This is a genomic window from Bacillus sp. 1NLA3E (assembly GCF_000242895.2).
Lineage (GTDB): Bacteria > Bacillota > Bacilli > Bacillales > Cytobacillaceae > Bacillus_BU.
The window spans coordinates 4373967-4391910 of record NC_021171.1 but is presented as its reverse complement, the minus strand read 5'-3'; the positions used below and the strand labels follow the sequence as shown (position 1 = coordinate 4391910).

Genomic DNA, 17944 nt, shown 5'->3' with positions numbered 1-17944 from the left:
CATAGACCCTTTGCTTTTGGAAAAATAAAACTAGGTAGCTAAACCATCAAGCGTTTGGCTACCAACTAAAGTAGGAGGAACAATCTAATGCGGGAAATATCAGCAAAATTAATTACGGAAACGGTAAAAAATCTTTGTATGAAAGCAGCTTGCGATCTACCAGAGGATGTTGAAAATCTGATTGCAGCGGGCTTAGAAAAAGAAGAATCAGAGTTTGGTAAATATAGTTTAGAGAAAATTCTAAAAAATGTAAAACTTGCTCGTGCTGAGCATGCTCCAATGTGTCAAGACACGGGAATGACAGTTATTTTAGTAGAAGTAGGTCAAGACGTCCGAATCGTCGATGGCGATTTCACTGACGCAATCAATGAAGGTGTTCGACAAGGTTATGAAGAGGGTTATTTACGGAAATCAGTTGTTTCTGATCCTGTTTTAGATAGAAAAAATACTGGCGACAATACTCCGGCTGTCATTCATATGGAAATTGTCCCAGGTGACAAGCTAAATATCCAAGTACTGCCTAAAGGGGCAGGCAGTGAAAATATGGGTGCCGTGAAAATGTGCAAGCCATCTGAAGGCATCGAGGGCGTAAAGGATTTTATCGTCAATTCGATTACTCAAGCTGGCGGAAATCCTTGTCCTCCAGTCATTGTTGGCGTTGGAATCGGCGGAACAATGGATAAATGTACCTTATTAGCTAAAAAGGCGTTAGCTCGTGAAGCTGGTTCGCCGAATCCAAACCCAGCTTATGCTGAAGTAGAAAAAGAACTGCTTGAACGAATCAACAAATTAGGAATTGGACCACAAGGATTTGGTGGTAAAGTGACTGCTTTAGCTGTTCATATCGAAACATATCCAACCCATATCGCGATGCTGCCGGTTTGTGTCACATTGAACTGCCATGCTGCTCGCCATACGGAAGCTACATTATAAGGGGTGAAAAAAATGACAACGATTAAACAACTTACCACACCATTAACGTTTGACCAGGTAAAAGATTTAAAAGCCGGTGATCAAGTTTCGATTACAGGTGTCATTTATTCAGCAAGAGACGCAGCCCATAAAAATATGGTTGATGCTTTGAATGAAAATCTACCGATGCCGATAGATGTAAAAGACCAAGTCATTTACTATGCTGGACCGTCACCTGCAAAACCAGGGAAAGCAATCGGATCTTGCGGGCCAACAACAAGTGGTCGTATGGATGCTTATTCTCCAACGATGATGGAGCAGGGACTAAGAGGAATGATTGGAAAAGGCCCTCGTAGTAAAGAAGTAATCGAATCGATGAAGAAACATGGCGCCGTATACTTCGCTGCAATCGGCGGAGCGGCTGCTTTAATCGCTGATACGATTAAAAAGGTTGATATTGTTGCCTACGCGGACCTTGGACCAGAAGCGATTCGTCGCATGGAAGTTGTCAATTATCCTTGTATAGTCGCAGTTGATTGTGAAGGTAATGATCTCTATGAAATTGGTGTAAAGAAATACAGAATCGAAGACTAACAAGAAATCGAGGTGGAAAATTGTCATGCTAAAGTATGATGTTGTAGTAGTAGGAGCTGGCGGTGCTGGAATGATGGCGGCACTATCAGCAAGTGAAGATAAAAGTTTGCGTGTAGCGTGTATTTCAAAAATTTTCCCAACACGTTCACATACGGGCGCAGCCCAAGGCGGAATTAATGCAGCGATGGGTTATCGCGATGCAACTGATTCAGTTGACAAACACTTTCGCGATACAGTTAAAGGAAGCGACTTCTTAGCGGATCAGGATGCAGTTGAATTTTTCACAGAAAATATGCCAAAGGTTATTTCCGAATTAGATTATTATGGTGTGCCTTTTTCACGTGATGAAAATGGCCGTGTTGCTCAAAGACCATTTGGTGGTGCATCAAGTCCGAGAACATGTTATTCAGCTGATAAAACGGGTCACGTTATTCTTCATGCCTTGTATGAACAGTGCTTAAAGAACAAAGTCGAGTTTCTTGATGACTGGCATCTGTTATCGGTTGCGGTCGAAGATGGCAAGTTCGAAGGAATCGTAGCGATGGAAATGCGAACTGGAGAAATTCAGCCAATTCAAGCTAAAGCAGTTGTGATCGCAACAGGCGGGTTTGGTCGTATTTATTGGAGCAGAACCACCAATGCGATCAACATGACTGGTGATGGAACGGCGGCTTGCTTCGAAGCAGGAATTCCATTAAAGGATCCAGAGTTTGTCCAATTTCATCCAACTGGTTTAGCGTCAACTGGGGTGCTTTTATCAGAAGCATGCCGGGGCGAGGGCGGTTATTTATTGAATAAGGACGGAGAACGGTTTATGGCCCGTTATGCTCCTGAAAAAATGGAGTTAGGACCTCGTGACCTTGTTTCACGCTCAATCGAAACAGAAATTAAAGAAGGCCGCGGCTTTGGTGAAGGAATGAGTTCTTACGTGCTAATGGACCTGCGCCATTTAGGTGAGGAAAAAATCATGGAACGCCTGCCGCAAGTACGGGAATTGGCAATGGATTTTGAAGGCGTTGATTTAATTAAAGAACCAGTACCGATTCGTCCAAGCTGTCATTATATGATGGGCGGCATCCATGTAAGTGACTATAAAACTTGCAGTACACCAATCGAAGGTGTTCACGCTGCCGGCGAATGCTCAAGCGTATCGATTCACGGTGCGAACCGTCTTGGTGGAAACTCAGTTGCCGATGTTGTTCTGTTCGGTAAGTATGCCGGACTTGGTGCAAAAGAAACGGCTAAGAGACGTTCTTTCGCAGGAACGAAAAAACTTGAGGCCGAAACGCAAAAATGGGAAAACGAATTTGAAAAGATTCGCAGTAAAAAGACTGGAATCAACATGTTTAGTATCCGTGATCGATTAGCGGAAACAATGTGGTACAATGTTGGGATTTTCCGGACTGAAGAAGAAATGGTCGAAGCATCTAAAACAGTAGAGCAGCTTTTAGAAGAATATAAAGAGGCTTTTTGTGGAGATCCTTCGTTAAAATACAATATGGCTTTCCTCAACTATGTTGAAATTGGAAATCTATTAAAGCTCGCAAAGGCAGTGACCATGGGAGCAATCAACCGAAAAGAAAGCAGGGGCTCTCATTCTAGATCGGATTACCCTGTACGTAATGATGGTGACTTCCTTAAACACACGTTGATCCATAAGGAAGGGAATAACTATCGGTTAGATTACATCCCGGTAAAAATCACGAAATATCAACCGGAGGAGCGGAAGTACTAATGTTTACGACAATTTATTTTAAAATTAAGAGATTTGACGGCGAGCGCGAATGGTATGACAATTATGAACTTCCGTATGAAAAAGGGAAAACCATTCTTTGGGCCTTAACTTCGATTCGCGAGCAGCTAGACCCGACATTAACGTTCACCTCCGCCTGTCGCCATGCCATTTGCGGAAGCTGTGCCGTTAGAGTAAATGACCATGCGTTTCTATCATGTAAAACTTCATTGGATGAGGTTTTAGAAACATTTTCTACTAATTACTTAACCTTTGAACCTTTGAAAAATTTTGACGTGATCAAGGATTTGGCAATTGCTTGGGAACCTAAGATGGAAAAAATGGAGCAGGTTAAGCCGTGGTTGATCCCTTCAGATGAGGGCAGTAAAGAGGATGGCTTTATTCAGGCTGAGGACGATTACCATGATATTTCCTCCCCAACCGATTGTATTTTGTGCGGTGTTTGTGCATCAGAATGTAACCAGCTTGCAATAAATGATGGAACATATTTGGATCCGTTTATCCTAAATCGTGCTTACCGCTTTGCTGTTGATTCACGGGACGGTTCACCACAAGAGCATATTCGTCCAGTTTATGAAAATGAATTATGGAAATGCCTCCACTGTATGCAGTGTGTGACAAAATGTCCAAAGGGTATTCCATTAACAGAACAGATTGCTTACTTACGCTCAGAATCTATCAAAATGGGTGAAGTGAAAAACTTAGGAGCACGACACGCTTTTGCTTTCCATGATGATGTAAAGAGCAAAGGTCGCCTAAATGAAGTCATGCTACCAATTAAAACAGAAGGTGTCCTCAATACCGTGAAGGCCCGTGTTCCGTTTGCCTTGAGAATGATTAAAAAGGGTAAAATCAACCCGCTTCATATGCCAAAGGCTGTCGAAGGTATTAAAGGAATTAGAGAGATTTATAAGTTTGCACAGGAGGTAAACGACTAATGAAATACGCCTTTTTCCCAGGATGTACATTGGAATCAGCAGCAGAAGAGCTTATGATTTCTACTAAAAAAGTAGCATCTGCATTAGGGATTGAATTAATAGAATTAAATGGTTGGACTTGCTGTGGGGCAAGCCACATTCAAGATGTCGATAATTTCTTAGCCACGTCTATTAACGCTAGAAACATTGCTTTGGCAGAAGAGCTAGGCACGTTAAAATTATTGACTGTTTGTAATACATGTACATTAATGCTAAGAACAGCTAAGTTAAAAATGGATAAAAATGAAAAGCTTCGCACTAAAGTAAATGAAGGCCTAAGCAGAGCGGGACTTCAGTACAAGGGTACAACTGAAGTAACGCATTTCCTTTGGGCATTAATTGAAGATTATGGTTTGGAAAATCTACGCAAAAAAGTAAAAAGACCATTAACTGGTTTAAAAGTAGCTAATTTCTATGGCTGTCATATTACCATGCCACCCGATATCATGGGCTTTGAAAACCATATGAATCCGCAATCGATGGAAATGGTTGCCGAGGTGCTTGGGGCAGAGAGTGTTGACTTTGATCAAAGATTAGCTTGCTGTGGTTTCCATGCTGTTTTTCCAGCTGAAAAAGAAGTAATGGATTTAACAGGCAAAAACTGTCTGTCACCAAAATATGCAGGTGCAGATTGCATCGTCACTCCATGTCCGCTTTGTCAAATGCAGCTTGATGCATATCAGCCTGACGCACAAAAAGGATTTAGCGAAGATATTACGATGCCAATCCTGCACTTACCGCAGTTGATCGGTCTTGCCCTAGGTTTCTCACCTGAAGAGCTGGCGATCCAAAGACACGTCGTAGATGCGATTCCGGCATTAAAAGGATCGTTAATGACTGTTTAATAAGTTAAGTGAGTTTTGCTATGGTACCAAGCGTCATAAGATTTTGAAGTAAGGGGATATTTTAAATGAAATATACCTTTGAGAAAAAGGCTAAATTAGTCGGGAAGGTTGGTAGTGGGAAGCTGTGGTTGTTGAATATTGAAGACGACTGGATTCATGACCAATACGGTGAAAGCCATATTTACCATGGCAGGATTCACTCAAGTAAAAAAGCCTTTCATCCATTATCAACAACAATTTCCGGCTACTTCCAAGACGAAGATACCCAGAAGTGGATCAAACTAAAATATGGAGTCGCAACCGTCGATCCAACAAACCTAGACCACTCCTGGAAAACCGACATCAACCAACTAGTGAAAATCTCCATCAACACCGGAGTATATCAACACTACAAAACCGGGACTGCCGCGGCTGCTTTAACGCGCTAAACCACTAAGTGGTGCCTGACCCCCGGCGCTGTGAAGAGTTAAAGCAGTAGAGAGTGCCAAAGCCCCCCTGGCACTTTTATACGCGAAAAATCCCCTTACATGTGAAGGGGATTTTTTGCGTTGTTTCTGTTTTAGCGAATCGGTTTTGCGGAATGGCTCTTGTACCAATACCGAAACGAGCCATCTCCAAGCTCTTTATATTCAATGCCAGCATCATCGAAGGCTTTTTTGAGGCTGGATCGCTCCAGTTCCTGTTTGTGGGCCAATTCATCAAAGTGGGCGTTTAGCTCATCAAAACTATTGTCCTTCCTAGCCTTATCTAAATAAGATAATACCAACATTCGTTCCTTCATTACCGCCATGAAGGATTTTTTATGGTTGCTAAAGCCTTTCGGTGTTTTAAGATTCTTGGTTGTCTTTGTCAGTTCCTGAAGCTGGTCTTGAGTATTTTTGATCTCCACCGAATATTCCTCAGCAGATAAACGAAATAATTTAAGTTTAACGTTTTTAACGATTGCATCACTATCGTCATTGTAAAGGTCTGTTTTATCCAAATATGTGACCAACAGCTTGTCCTCGTTGACAAAATAGCGGTTATAAAGATTGATAATTTTGTCTGAGAAGATATATAAAAGTAATAATAATCCTAATAAACCAATAAAACGAAATAGACGCTTTCTTGTTAAATTAGGGTCCTTCTTGATTGACTTTCCGGAATTGTTATCAGAGGGAGTATGCATAACGGAGCCTCCTCATTTTTTGCAAAAAAGCAAATCGGATTAAATAAGCGATCAAAAACAGTACTAATATCATCTACTAATATTGTGAAGAAATACCGGGAAATTTGCAAGAATCGGTGGCTCGGTACAGCTTTAAGTCGTCATTCGGTGCCTGACCACCGTTAAAAGTAAAGCATTAAAGAGAAGGAGTGAGCGGTGGGCACCTCTATTTGATTTTTATTATATTAGGAAATTATCTTCCCATTTATTTCTAGTAATCTTATAATTAAAATGACTATTAAAATCCGAAAGGGCAAACCTGGGGAAATTCAGGGACGCAAAGCTATAGGGGCTAAGATCGTATTCATTGATGATGCCAGCCAGTTGCCGAAGAGTAAGCTGCTTACTATTCTTCGGAGTAGTTTTTTTATTATCTCCTAAGGGCTTTAATCGTTATAAATTACTTGTAGGAGGAAAAAACGATGAAAAGAAGAATTTGCTTAACAGCGCTTACTCTTTTGTTTGCAATGGGAACTTCAGTGAGCGCAAATTCCGAGGTGACAGACACTGCTGGAATAACGCCTGACGAATTTCTTTATCCAGTGGACAAGCTTTATGAAGAGGTAGAATTAGCAGTTACTACTGACGCTGTAAAGGAAGCCGACCTTTTGCTAGAGCAAGCTGATGAACGACTTGCTGAAGCGGAGGCAATGACGGTAGAAGAACAACCGGAATTAGTTACGGAGACCATATCTGATTATACTGAGGTCCTTGCAGAGGCTCAGGACGCGGTTTCTGATGTCGTAGCTAATGAAGAGGTTGAGGACCAAACAAAACAAGAGCTTGGGGAGCAATTAGCAGACGCTGCAGAAATTGATGAAGATCTGGCCAATCAACTAAGTGAAGACCAAAAAGTTGAGGTCAAGGAACAACAGGACGAAGCTTTTCTAGTTGCCAACGTAGTACAGGGACTTGATACAGATGTTGTTAAAGCATTACGTAGTGAGGACCTTGGATACGGAGAAATTGCAAAGGTGATCGCCCTTTCTGAGATTAGCGGGAAGACGGTTGAAGAAATAGTCGCCCTTTTAAACAGTGGAGAAACAGAAATCGGCGGAGTGATGCAAGAACTTAACATTACTATGACTCAAGTTAAGGCTCAAGCCCTCTCTAAAAAGATAGATTATCTAGAGCAAGCAATCGAAACAGCGAAAGCCGAGGGAAACACGAAAGCAACAGAAAAATATACGAAAAAGTTAAAACAGCTTAATGCTAAAAAAGATAAACTTGCAACGAAACTTAATCAAGATTCGGCAGTAGAAGACGATAATCAAACTGAAGTTGAAAAAATAGACACAGATGAGTTGGCTGCGGATGGTGCGGTGTCAACAGAAGCCTTACCAGCCGCTGCAATTGAAGAAGAAACAGCGTCTCCATTAGCCACTTCAACAGAAAATACAAGTAAACCAAATGCTGATGTTAAGAAAACAAGCCAGAAACCTGACCAAGTTGCCGAAAAAGCAAAACAAACAGCGGAAGTCGCCAAACAAACTGCTGAGGCAGCAAAAGTTCAAGCAAAACAGATAGAAGAAACTGCAAAAATGCAGGCCAAGCAAACCGCTGAGGCAGCAAAAACACAAGCAAAACAAGCTCTAGAAACTGCAATAGATCATGGAAAACAACAACAATCAAAAGAAAATAACGGAAAATAAAAATCAATAAAAGTGCCAGACTTTCGGGAGAATTAATCCAAAAGGAAGTCTGGTCTCTTTTTTTATTAAATGAATTAGACAAAGTCCAGGGTTACCTCACTCTGAGCCGAAGAACTAAAAAGAACAATAAAACAGCAGACGCTTTATTGCGTTAAAGCGCTGAGTGGCGCCTGACCCCCGGTGCTTTAAAGTGTTAAAATGCTGTGAGAAGTCAAAATAAAATAATCAAAACCAAAATACCTGCGTCCCTTCCTTATAGGGGCGCAGGTATTTCTTTAGGCAATTTTCCTGACATACGCGGTACTTTCCGTGGATTATAATTGATACCATCAGAGGAAAATATCATCACAATCATTCTGCCATTACCGGACTGAGCCCGAATGAGCACAGGCTGATTATACTTGTTTTTAAAGGTGAAATCGGGACCGTACCAACTGACCGTTGCATCCCGGCCGTCAGGAACATAAGGGACCTTCTTGCTGTGGGAATAACGCTCCACAATCTCTAATCCCGACTGATCCACAGCATTATACAATGTCGAGGACACCTGACAAATCCCGCCCCCGATTCCCTCTGAAAGCTCGCCTTTAACAATCACCGGTGCCGGTAAATATCCTTTCGCTTTCGTCCTTTTTCCGACAATCCGATTAAAAGAAAACTTCTCCCCAGGAAAAATCACGGTATTATTAATCTTAGCAGTCGCTAGATAAATATTATGGGAACGTTCTTCATTTCTAGAATTATAATAAGTCACATAATGTCCAAGCATCTCAGTCCTAATATCAGAAATCAGTTCGCTATCAATTCGCGGGTATATTGCGCGAACAGGGACTTCGATTGTTGCGGGCCCAGTGCTGTAGAAGTACTTGTAGAACTGCTCCGTAAATTTGCTTCGGTTTAGCACAGCACCAGTTTTTTCGGCATAAATATTTCCGCTTTGGTCCAGACCTGCATTGACTGGTTCTTTCTTAATTTGCTGAGCCACTTTTTCCTCGAGCTGTAACAAGCTGTTTTTATTAAAAAAAGGAAGCATTTGAATAGGCATCATAAAATCGGAACGGTTCACCACAGCAATGTTATCACCATTCAGGTTGATTGATAAATTATCTGCTGGTACCTCGGTCGTTTGACTTAGAAAAATAAACGCAAAAAACCACATGAAATTCAATTAAATTCACCCCTCACATAGTATGGGTAAGATGAATTCGTTTCATGTGGCAGAAATAGAAGATTCTTTTTGCGTACAGGTGGCTGGCTTTTGGAAAAATAAACATCAAATAAATCTTTGTAAGTAATTCCACACAACAAAAATCACTAATATAACAGCAACCCCAATGACGCCAGTCTTATCAATTTTTCGCTGTTTGAACAAACGAAGAACAATATGCAATACAATACTGGCAACAATGAGCCCAAGTAAATTAGGCAATAAATTAAGGAATAAATAGGCGAAAATGAATTCACTATTAAAATAAATAGAAATCATCAAGCCCAAAAACAACACAAGTAAGGTTATAAGCGGTGGTGCTAAACGGACAATTAATTTCTGCGAGTACCGAAATGCTACGATGGATAAGATTAATATCAAAAGAAAAAATGCAATAAGTATATAAGTTTGCATAATAAAGTCCTCCAATTAATATGTATTAATCTCCCTCTATATATTATAGCTTTATCGTCCCTGTTAAATATTTACTTTCACTGGATTATTCTTAAAAGTGAGTTTTATTCAAAGGTTATAAAGAGAAGGTGAGTAATAGTTCCATTAAGTTGGATATTACCTGATTTTGTAATGAATCTCTATAAAATCAGCAAATAAACTAATATTATTTTAAAATATAAAGGAAAATAAAATGAAGATAAAGAAAAACTATTAGTAACCGTAAATAAAGGAGGAAGTTCAAATGGGTATTCTAGATGGTCTAATGGGGAATGTTTCCGAAGTAGACGTAAAAGAGGTAGAAAAAGATCTTGAACTGATTATTGCTAATAATGAGCGAGTTGAAAAAGCCTATAAACTAATACGAGACCTCATCGTATTCACCAATACAAGACTGATTTTAATCGATAAGCAGGGGATGACAGGGAAAAAGGTTGAATATCATTCAGTTCCTTACAAAAGTATCACCCATTTTAGCTGTGAAACAGCCGGAACCTTTGATCTTGATGCCGAACTAAAAATCTGGATCTCCGGTTCGGATCAACCAATCGAAAAACAATTCAAAAAAGACAAGAGCATCTTCGACGTCCAAAAAGCCCTCGCCACCTACATCGCAAAATAAAAGAAGGCTCTTTTCGTAAATTTTGTTGCTCTCTGAACTTATATATGCTCACTAAGCGGCGATTTCGGACAGCTTTGGTGAAGAGCCGCAATGATTACCAAAATCCGAAGTGGCAGGAAAAACGGGAACAACAGAGCCGCAATGATGCCCAAAATCCAAGAGTCGAGGAAAAATGGGAATCAAAGAGCCACTATGATGCCCAAAATCCGAAGTGGTAGGAAAAATGGGAACAAAAAAGCCGCAATGATGCCCAAAATTCAAGAGTCGCGGAAAAATGGGAACCAAAGAGCCGCAATGATGCCCAAAATTCAGGAGTCGCAGAAAAATGGGAATCAAAGAGCCGCAATGATGCCCAAAATCCAAGAGTCGCGGAAAAATGGGAACCAAAGAGCCGCAATGATGCCCAAAATCCGAAGTCGCAGGAAAAACGGGAACCAAAGAGCCGCAATGATGCCCAAAATCCAAGAGTCGCGGAAAAATGGGAACCAAAGAGCCGCAATGATGCCCAAAATCCCGACTTGTGGTGCCTGACCCCCGGCGCGGTGATGTGGTAAAGCGCAATTCAGATTCGGTATTAATCAAACGTTTGATTGAATGGAGTGAAGCATAGGTGTACCAAATTGTTGGTCACCTTAATCAAACGTTTGATTGAAATTCAATTTTAGGGGCTAGCATAATATTCCATTATTCCTCAAATAACTTTATAATTTAAGCATATCTATTTTTCCTAAGAAAATTTACTACACTACATTCGTAAACCGTAGGAGGAAGCCATATGCTAGCAGGAATTGAAGCAGGTGGAACGAAATTTGTCTGTGCAGTTGGTGATGAAAGGGGAAATATCGTCGAGCGGATTCAGATCCCGACAACTGTACCTGAAGAAACCCTTCAACATGTGAGCAATTTTTTCAAAAAATATGAAATAGATGCAATCGGGATTGGCTCATTTGGTCCAGTTGATGTGAACCTGGAAAGCCCAACATATGGGTACATCACCTCCACCCCGAAAACAGCTTGGAAAAACTATCCGCTTGTTCAATCTTTAAAAGGCGCATTCCCAGTTCCAATTGGTTTCAATACCGATGTAAATGCGGCAGCACTTGGAGAAGCCACTTTCGGTGCAGCAAAAGGGTTGGATAGTTGCCTGTATATCACAATTGGGACAGGCATTGGTGCTGGAGCCATTGTTCAAGGCAAGCTACTTCAGGGGCTTTCCCATCCTGAAATGGGTCATACTCTCGTTCGACGCCATCCAGCTGACCACTATCAAGGCAAATGTCCATATCATCATGATTGTCTGGAAGGTCTTGCAGCAGGTCCTGCGATCGAAGAACGGTGGGGCGATAAGGGAATCAACCTCGTTTCCCGCGAAGAAGTCTGGAAGCTTGAAGCGTATTACATTGCACAGGCTTTAATGCAATACATATTGATTCTTTCTCCGAAAAAAATTATCCTCGGTGGTGGAGTCATGCACCAGAATCAAGTATTCTCGTATGTCTATCAACACCTGGAGGAAATTTTAAACGGGTACATTTCATTACCCGAGCTTTCCGAGTATATCGTCATTCCTGGATTAGGAGACAATGCCGGAATCATCGGATCACTTCTGTTAGCAAAACAAGCACTATCTGTAAAATATGGCGAGTAGGTAGCTAGAGCCAACAACAGAGGCGTGAAAACGTAAATGATAAGGAATACTTATAGAAAAATTAACTGGAGGGTACCATTTTTGCAACCACTACTTTTGAGACCGACATTTAAGGAACGGATCTGGGGGGGAACCGCTTTACGAACTGATTTTGGATATGACATTCCTTCTGAAAAAACAGGTGAATGCTGGGCTATTTCTGCCCATCCAAATGGTCCTTCAATCATTGAAAACGGAACATTCGCTGGGAAAACATTGGATGAGCTATGGAAAGAGCATCCTGAGCTCTTCGGAAACCCAAAAGAAGCTGTTTTCCCACTTTTGACCAAAATTCTCGATGCAAACGTTGATCTATCTGTTCAGGTTCACCCTGACGATACCTACGCACAAGAGCATGAAAATGGCGAACTTGGAAAAACGGAATGCTGGTATATCATCGATTGCAAGGAAGGCACTGATATCGTCTTTGGCCATTATGCGAAAACAAAAGCCGAATTAATTCAGCAAATGGAACAGGGGAATTGGAATCAGTTGCTCCGTCGGGTAAAAATAAAACCTGGTGATTTTTTCTACGTGCCAAGCGGGACTATCCATGCAATATGTGAAGGAACCCTTATACTAGAAACTCAGCAAAGCTCGGACACAACCTACCGCGTTTATGATTATGACCGCCGCGATGAAAATGGGAATTTACGCGAGCTTCACCTTGAAAAAGCGATAGATGTTACAACGGTTCCTCATCAAGATACTGCAAGTCAGCCGACCGTCGAAACAAGAGACGGCGTAACGATTACAACCTATGTTCAATCAGAATTCTTCTCAGTCTACAAATGGGATATTGAGGGGAGAGCTTCCTTTACCTTCAATGATCAATACTTGCTGTTAAGCAACATTAACGGTGAAGGGACAATCACTCACAACGGAGAACAATACACACTGAAAAAGGGCACAAACCTTATCATCCCAGTAAACTTCGGCCCATTCACAATCAGCGGCCACTGCCAACTCATCGTCTCCCACCCATAAAAAAAGCATGGTTCAGATTTATCAATCAACGCGTTAAAGTACGATTGGGTGCCTGACCCCCGGCGCGGTACAGTGGTGAAGCGACAATAAAAGCAATAGCTCTTCTTAATTGTTAAGGGGAGCTACTGCGCAAAATAAATTACCAGAATTAACTCAAGTTTTTTGTTGACGCACTTCTGGCAAATAAATTATGATAACGGTGTACAATTGTGTCCACTCAAAACACATTTGCAAACAAACCAACCCAAACAACCAAAAAAGGAGGTAACCAGATGGCGAGAAAGCTCCGTCCGTGGTATCCAGGGGCCATCTATCATATCACCGCCCGTGGAAATCGGCGTGCTCCAATTTTCCTCGGCACTCATGACTATTTAAGGTATTTGAAAATCCTCGAGGATGTCCGCGAAACGTATCCCTTTATCCTACACTCCTACTGTTTGATGACCAACCACCTCCACCTCCAGCTCGAAACATCCGAACATCACATCCAAGAAATCATGAAAACAATCCATTCGCGTTACGCAAAATACCTAAATCTACGTTTAGAGGTAGATGGCCATGTCTTTCAAGGGCGGTATGGAGCAAAACTAATCCTAGCCGACGAATACTTTTTAGAAGTCAGTCGTTACATCCACCGAAACCCACTAGAAGCCAACATGGTTAAAAATCCCGCTGATTACCCTTGGAGCAGCTATTCCTCATACGTGCACCAATCAAAAAATCCACACATAGATCAAACCAAAACCCTATCTTATTTTTCCGAACCAGCGCACATCAAATATCGTGAATTTGTCGAGGAAGAGGTGGAAGCAAATTGACAGCTATCGTAACAAGCATTGGATTAAAAGGCTTAGAAGGGTACCGGATACAAGTTGAGGATTTTGCCCAGCAAGGGATGGAGTCGATCACAATCGTTGGCCTACCTGATGCTTCCGTAAAAGAATCGAAGAGGCGAGTTGCCGCTGCCCTGTACTCCACAGGATATTCAATCAGCGGCCAAAAAATCATGATTAATTTATCGCCCTCCGAACTTAGGAAAAACGGTCCATTATACGATTTGCCCATGGCAATAGGGGTTTTGCAAAGTGTAAATCTTCTAAATATAGAACGATCAGACCAAGTAGGTTTTGCCGGGGCACTATCACTAGACGGAGCCGTCCACCAGCAAGCGGGATGCTCCCAGTCGTTCTAGCTGCAAAAAAAATAGGCCTAAAAAGGCTCTATATTCCTTACGACGAGAATCTTCCCGTTTTTGATTTTGAAAAAATAGAGATCGTTTATGTTTCTTCATTAAAAGAAGTCATCGCCCACCTATCCGGGAAACCGATCCATTCAAGCTATCCGTACGAGAGGGAAGAAAAACCACTACCCGCCACACCACACATTGATTTCTAACAAATTATCGGACACAAACATGCGAAACAGGCCATAGAAATAGCAGCCGCAGGAGAACACCACCTATTTAGGTTATGGTACATTATCAAGCTAAAATATTTTTGATGTTTTAAGAAAAATAAGAACACTGATATATAAACTAACTTGGTGCGGTGCTTCAATAACGAAGAATCGCATTTCTTTCTTTATTTAAGTAACGGGTCAGTTTAGTTGTGCGAAATGTTCCTGGTTAAATTGAGATTGGTCACAATCTTCAGGTAAAGGCCAGGCAGTTCCTTTCGGAACTGAAGGGTTATATCGAAGAATCAAATGATGGGGTAACGCCCGGAAGGGTTCTCTCTTAGCCGAATAGCATTAGATTTAGTAAGAATGATAGTGTTATAAGCTCGGTGAAAAGGCGTGAGAAACTATCGTAGCAGTGTGGCTGCCGAAACCCTACTCGAGGGAGTGGTGTAGTTCATGATGCTTGAGTTGAATGAATATGGTGAGGATGCAAATACACCTAAAATAAAAAGGTAAAGCTGACGAACTTCTGAATGTACGGGTCTATACCTGCAATACATAGAAATGTGTATATCACCAAATTGTGAGGTTAGTCGTGGGTGAGTAAGAATAACTAATATAAAAATCCATGATACGTTATAGGCGTATGTGTGCTAACAGGCTTAAAGGAAGCACCTAAGTTCATTCTTTAATAGATATAATTCAACATTGTAAGCTGATAACGTGGAGGGCTTACTCCCTGTGAACCGTTGGCAAGGAAAGCAATAATGATATTAGTTACTGTATAATTTGCCTTCATATCAGTGAAAGTGGTGGCACAGTACCAATGAAATGTCTAATCCACATGGAGGAATAGCCACTAGACTAATGAAGAATCATTCAACCATGTAATGCAGATTTTTATCGATTAATAAGGTTCTTGTGAGACTAAAAGAGGTTTAACTCCGAAAGGAGTTTCCGACTTATTGAAACGAAAGAAGCTGAGGCACAATGAGTATTATAACTTACAGGGGTGCTTTGACGCTCTTTATGCTCAAAGTGTCAGTGGTGAAAAGTTTTATGGATTAATAGAATTGATGAGTTCTAATGAAAATATTCGTCTTGCCTACCGAAATTTCAAAAGAAATACAGGTAGTAAAACGGCAGGTACAGATAATCTTACGATTAAAGATATTTGTCATTTATCGGTGGAAGATGTAATAAACACGGTTCAAATCATGTTTAAAAACTACAAACCTAAAATGGTTAGACGAGTGTTTATTGACAAAGGGAATGGAAAACTTAGACCCTTAGGGATTCCAGCCATCTGGGATAGAATTTTCCAACAGTGTATTCTACAAGTATTGGAGCCCATTTGTGAAGCTAAATTCCATAAACACAGCTATGGATTCCGACCAAATAGAAGCACCCATCATGCCAAAGCAAGGTTCGAATTCCTTGTCAATCAAGCTGGGCTTCATCATTGTGTGGATGTCGATATAAAAGGTTTCTTTGATAATGTGAATCACGGAAAACTTTTGAAACAGCTTTGGTCATTGGGGATTAGGGACAAAGTATTACTCTCCATTATTTCAAGATTATTAAAAGCAGAGATTGATGGAGAAGGAATACCAGCCAAAGGAACACCGCAAGGTGGAATTTTATCACCTTTATTATCAAATGTCGTTCTCAATGAACTTGATTGGTGGATAAGTAATCAGTGGGAAACATTTGAAAGCAACTTTAAATATAAGACCAGTGGAATCAAGTATCAAGGACTTAAAAAATCTGGGTTAAAAGAATGCTTTATCGTCCGCTATGCGGACGATTGTGTGCCACGAAGGAACACAAAAGCAACTCGAAGAGTTGCATAGTGTAACATGCTGCACAAAAGATGAGGGTTGGCCCCTCGAAATCGCCATACAGGTGGAGATTTCAAACCACCCTAAGATGCTTTAGTCAAAAGCTATGGTATTGAGCGTTAGGGAAAAGGCAGTGCAAGACACTGTCAGGTACGTATTAAGGAGACGAAAACCACTGAACCGCTGAAGAAGTATCGAAAGCGTAGAAATGTCATCAAAACTGAGGGGGAGTCGTTAACTCAGGATAAGTTCGGAGGAAACCTGTTTACTGTCCGTTCGGTGACCGGTATAAAGGCGGCGTGAACTTAATACAGGCTTTTGTGTGGAACGTGGGAACCTACGACATGGATGCCAAGGGAGAGATTTCAAGTGGAAGCCCCACAAGAATCAGAGTACCAATGCCATGTATAGGGGCGGAATAACTCGTAGTAGCAATGAAATCTCCTAACGTTGATGGAGCAAAGGGGTTATATTATTCAGTTTTATAAACAAGTCAACCATCAAAAGTGGGAGGAACTTATGGATAAAACAAAGCCATATGAAATATCTAAAAAGATAGTGTATGAAGCCTTTATAAGAGTTAAAGCAAATAAGGGTTCAGCAGGAATTGATGAACAATCCATAGAAGAATTTGAAAGAAATCTAAAAGATAATCTATATAAAGTTTGGAACAGAATGTCATCGGGAAGTTACTTCCCTCCAGCAGTTAAGGCTGTAGAAATACAAAAGAAAGCTGGGGGTACTAGGACACTTGGAATTCCAACGGTTGCGGATAGAATTGCACAGATGACAGTGAAATTATATTTCGAACCTTCGGTAGAACCATTCTTTTATGAGGATTCCTATGGATATAGACCTAAGAAAAGCGCCATTCAAGCAATAGAGACAACTCGAAAAAGATGCTGGAAGTACAATTGGATACTTGAATTTGATATAAAAGGTTTATTCGATAACATCGATCATGAGTTCCTGATGAGAGCTGTAGATAAGCATACAGACGTAGAATGGGTTAAGCTGTACATCAAAAGATGGTTAACCGCACCATTTCAAACAAAAGAAGGAATAAAAGAACGTACCTCCGGCACACCGCAAGGTGGTGTCATAAGTCCGGTGCTAGCAAATTTGTTTCTACATTATGCGTTTGATAAATGGATGGCTATTAATCACCCCAGCAAACCATTCGCTAGATATGCAGATGACGCAGTCATCCACTGTAAGACAGAGGAAGAAGCAAAGAAAGTGCTCAAATCCTTAAGCAAGAGAATGAACGAATGTAAACTCGAACTACATCCTTCCAAAACAAAAATTGTATATTGTAAGGATGCGGACAGGAAAGAAGATCATGAAAACATAGCGTTTGATTTTCTGGGATACACGTTCAGACCAAGGCTGTCAAAGAACAGGTGGGGAAAACACTTTGTGAATTTCACGCCAGCCATCAGTAACAAATCTAAGAAATCAATACAGCAAAAAGTGAGAGATTGGAAACTACAATTGAAGGCGGATAAAGAGCTCATAGACCTATCAAATATGTTTAACTCAGTAATTCAAGGGTGGATTAACTACTATGGGAAATTCTACAAATCTGAAATGTACTCCTCTTTAAGGCACATAAACAAAGCCTTAATTATGTGGGCGAGAAGGAAATATAAAAAGCTATCTCGACACAAGAAAAGGGCAGAACATTTTCTAGGCAGAATTTCTAAACAAAATCCTAAACTCTTCAAACACTGGGATATAGGCATCAAACCTACGGCTGAATAATGGGAGCCGGATGAGCTGAGAGGTTCACGTCCGGTTCTGAGAGAG

18 protein-coding genes, 1 pseudogene and 1 riboswitch are annotated in these 17944 nt (G+C 41.0%); of the genes and pseudogenes, 16 read left to right on the top strand and 3 right to left on the bottom strand.

Annotated elements, in window-relative coordinates; translation table 11 throughout:
* Positions 1-87: 87 nt before the first annotated feature.
* From B1NLA3E_RS21055 to B1NLA3E_RS21030, 6 genes are all read left to right on the top strand, one after another.
* Positions 88-933, top strand: coding sequence for a fumarate hydratase (locus B1NLA3E_RS21055; protein WP_015595840.1), 846 nt, complete (start codon positions 88-90; stop codon positions 931-933).
* Positions 934-945: 12 nt separating this feature from the next.
* Positions 946-1506, top strand: a complete 561-nt coding sequence (locus tag B1NLA3E_RS21050; protein ID WP_015595839.1) for a Fe-S-containing hydro-lyase — start codon at positions 946-948, stop codon at positions 1504-1506.
* 25 nt (positions 1507-1531) lie between these two features.
* Positions 1532-3241: an FAD-dependent oxidoreductase gene (locus B1NLA3E_RS21045; RefSeq protein ID WP_015595838.1), complete on the top strand. Its 1710-nt coding sequence runs from the start codon at positions 1532-1534 to the stop codon at positions 3239-3241.
* Positions 3241-4197, top strand: a complete 957-nt coding sequence (locus tag B1NLA3E_RS21040) for a succinate dehydrogenase/fumarate reductase iron-sulfur subunit (RefSeq protein WP_015595837.1) — start codon at positions 3241-3243, stop codon at positions 4195-4197. The genes B1NLA3E_RS21045 and B1NLA3E_RS21040 overlap by 1 nt, the downstream gene beginning before the upstream one ends.
* A complete protein-coding gene (locus B1NLA3E_RS21035) occupies positions 4197-5081 on the top strand; it encodes a CoB--CoM heterodisulfide reductase iron-sulfur subunit B family protein (RefSeq protein WP_015595836.1) in 885 nt (294 codons plus the stop codon). The genes B1NLA3E_RS21040 and B1NLA3E_RS21035 overlap by 1 nt, the downstream gene beginning before the upstream one ends.
* 65 nt (positions 5082-5146) lie before the next feature.
* Positions 5147-5509 (top strand): hypothetical protein, encoded by a 363-nt coding sequence (locus B1NLA3E_RS21030; protein ID WP_015595835.1) that lies wholly within the window; start codon positions 5147-5149, stop codon positions 5507-5509.
* 131 nt (positions 5510-5640) lie between these two features.
* Here the strand turns inward: B1NLA3E_RS21030 and B1NLA3E_RS21025 are convergent, their stop codons facing one another.
* The gene (locus B1NLA3E_RS21025) at positions 5641-6249 is read right to left on the bottom strand and encodes a hypothetical protein (RefSeq protein ID WP_015595834.1); all 609 of its coding nucleotides are present in this window, start codon (positions 6247-6249) and stop codon (positions 5641-5643) included.
* 281 nt (positions 6250-6530) lie between these two features.
* Positions 6531-6620, top strand: a riboswitch (cyclic di-GMP riboswitch).
* Positions 6621-6710: 90 nt separating this feature from the next.
* Between B1NLA3E_RS21025 and B1NLA3E_RS21020 the strand changes: the two genes are divergently transcribed.
* Entirely contained in the window at positions 6711-7940 is a 1230-nt protein-coding gene (locus B1NLA3E_RS21020) for a DUF5667 domain-containing protein (RefSeq protein ID WP_015595833.1), read from the top strand.
* Between the two features lie 253 nt (positions 7941-8193).
* Here B1NLA3E_RS21020 and B1NLA3E_RS21015 read toward each other — a convergent pair whose 3' ends face one another.
* Both B1NLA3E_RS21015 and B1NLA3E_RS21010 read right to left on the bottom strand, forming a co-directional pair.
* On the bottom strand, positions 8194-9099 hold the full coding sequence (locus tag B1NLA3E_RS21015; protein WP_015595832.1) for a VanW family protein: 906 nt from the start codon (positions 9097-9099) through the stop codon (positions 8194-8196).
* A 114-nt stretch (positions 9100-9213) separates the two neighbouring features.
* Positions 9214-9561, bottom strand: a complete 348-nt coding sequence (locus B1NLA3E_RS21010; protein ID WP_041580761.1) for a hypothetical protein — start codon at positions 9559-9561, stop codon at positions 9214-9216.
* Positions 9562-9844: 283 nt separating this feature from the next.
* Between B1NLA3E_RS21010 and B1NLA3E_RS21005 the strand changes: the two genes are divergently transcribed.
* The 9 genes and pseudogenes from B1NLA3E_RS21005 to ltrA all read left to right on the top strand — a co-directional run bounded on the left by B1NLA3E_RS21005 (position 9845) and on the right by ltrA (position 17899).
* The gene (locus B1NLA3E_RS21005) at positions 9845-10222 is read left to right on the top strand and encodes a PH domain-containing protein (protein ID WP_015595830.1); all 378 of its coding nucleotides are present in this window, start codon (positions 9845-9847) and stop codon (positions 10220-10222) included.
* A gap of 90 nt (positions 10223-10312) precedes the next feature.
* Positions 10313-10753, top strand: a complete 441-nt coding sequence (locus tag B1NLA3E_RS21000) for a hypothetical protein (RefSeq protein ID WP_015595829.1) — start codon at positions 10313-10315, stop codon at positions 10751-10753.
* A gap of 244 nt (positions 10754-10997) precedes the next feature.
* Complete coding sequence (locus B1NLA3E_RS20995; protein ID WP_015595828.1) at positions 10998-11870, top strand: ROK family protein; 873 nt, start codon at positions 10998-11000, stop codon at positions 11868-11870.
* A gap of 81 nt (positions 11871-11951) precedes the next feature.
* Complete coding sequence (manA, locus tag B1NLA3E_RS20990; protein ID WP_041580760.1) at positions 11952-12896, top strand: mannose-6-phosphate isomerase, class I; 945 nt, start codon at positions 11952-11954, stop codon at positions 12894-12896.
* 272 nt (positions 12897-13168) lie between these two features.
* A complete protein-coding gene (locus B1NLA3E_RS20985) occupies positions 13169-13714 on the top strand; it encodes an REP-associated tyrosine transposase (protein WP_015595826.1) in 546 nt (181 codons plus the stop codon).
* On the top strand, positions 13711-14088 hold the full coding sequence (locus B1NLA3E_RS23420; RefSeq protein ID WP_051120177.1) for a magnesium chelatase domain-containing protein: 378 nt from the start codon (positions 13711-13713) through the stop codon (positions 14086-14088). The genes B1NLA3E_RS20985 and B1NLA3E_RS23420 overlap by 4 nt, the downstream gene beginning before the upstream one ends.
* Before the next feature lie 206 nt (positions 14089-14294).
* Positions 14295-14396, top strand: coding sequence for an ATP-binding protein (locus B1NLA3E_RS26105; RefSeq protein ID WP_144061617.1), 102 nt, complete (start codon positions 14295-14297; stop codon positions 14394-14396).
* Positions 14397-15259: 863 nt separating this feature from the next.
* A pseudogene (locus B1NLA3E_RS20975) lies at positions 15260-16102 on the top strand (reverse transcriptase domain-containing protein); the annotation flags it as partial.
* Between the two features lie 552 nt (positions 16103-16654).
* On the top strand, positions 16655-17899 hold the full coding sequence (gene ltrA, locus B1NLA3E_RS20970) for a group II intron reverse transcriptase/maturase (protein ID WP_015595824.1): 1245 nt from the start codon (positions 16655-16657) through the stop codon (positions 17897-17899).
* Positions 17900-17944 lie beyond the last annotated feature (45 nt).

Coding starts and splice junctions, on each gene's coding strand:
- B1NLA3E_RS21055 (WP_015595840.1), top strand. CDS start 88: ATGCGGGAAATATCAGCAAAATTAATTACGGAAACGGTAAAAAATCTT.
- B1NLA3E_RS21050 (WP_015595839.1), top strand. CDS start 946: ATGACAACGATTAAACAACTTACCACACCATTAACGTTTGACCAGGTA.
- B1NLA3E_RS21045 (WP_015595838.1), top strand. CDS start 1,532: ATGCTAAAGTATGATGTTGTAGTAGTAGGAGCTGGCGGTGCTGGAATG.
- B1NLA3E_RS21040 (WP_015595837.1), top strand. CDS start 3,241: ATGTTTACGACAATTTATTTTAAAATTAAGAGATTTGACGGCGAGCGC.
- B1NLA3E_RS21035 (WP_015595836.1), top strand. CDS start 4,197: ATGAAATACGCCTTTTTCCCAGGATGTACATTGGAATCAGCAGCAGAA.
- B1NLA3E_RS21030 (WP_015595835.1), top strand. CDS start 5,147: ATGAAATATACCTTTGAGAAAAAGGCTAAATTAGTCGGGAAGGTTGGT.
- B1NLA3E_RS21025 (WP_015595834.1), bottom strand. CDS start 6,249: ATGCATACTCCCTCTGATAACAATTCCGGAAAGTCAATCAAGAAGGAC.
- B1NLA3E_RS21020 (WP_015595833.1), top strand. CDS start 6,711: ATGAAAAGAAGAATTTGCTTAACAGCGCTTACTCTTTTGTTTGCAATG.
- B1NLA3E_RS21015 (WP_015595832.1), bottom strand. CDS start 9,099: ATGTGGTTTTTTGCGTTTATTTTTCTAAGTCAAACGACCGAGGTACCA.
- B1NLA3E_RS21010 (WP_041580761.1), bottom strand. CDS start 9,561: ATGCAAACTTATATACTTATTGCATTTTTTCTTTTGATATTAATCTTA.
- B1NLA3E_RS21005 (WP_015595830.1), top strand. CDS start 9,845: ATGGGTATTCTAGATGGTCTAATGGGGAATGTTTCCGAAGTAGACGTA.
- B1NLA3E_RS21000 (WP_015595829.1), top strand. CDS start 10,313: ATGATTACCAAAATCCGAAGTGGCAGGAAAAACGGGAACAACAGAGCC.
- B1NLA3E_RS20995 (WP_015595828.1), top strand. CDS start 10,998: ATGCTAGCAGGAATTGAAGCAGGTGGAACGAAATTTGTCTGTGCAGTT.
- B1NLA3E_RS20985 (WP_015595826.1), top strand. CDS start 13,169: ATGGCGAGAAAGCTCCGTCCGTGGTATCCAGGGGCCATCTATCATATC.
- ltrA (WP_015595824.1), top strand. CDS start 16,655: ATGGATAAAACAAAGCCATATGAAATATCTAAAAAGATAGTGTATGAA.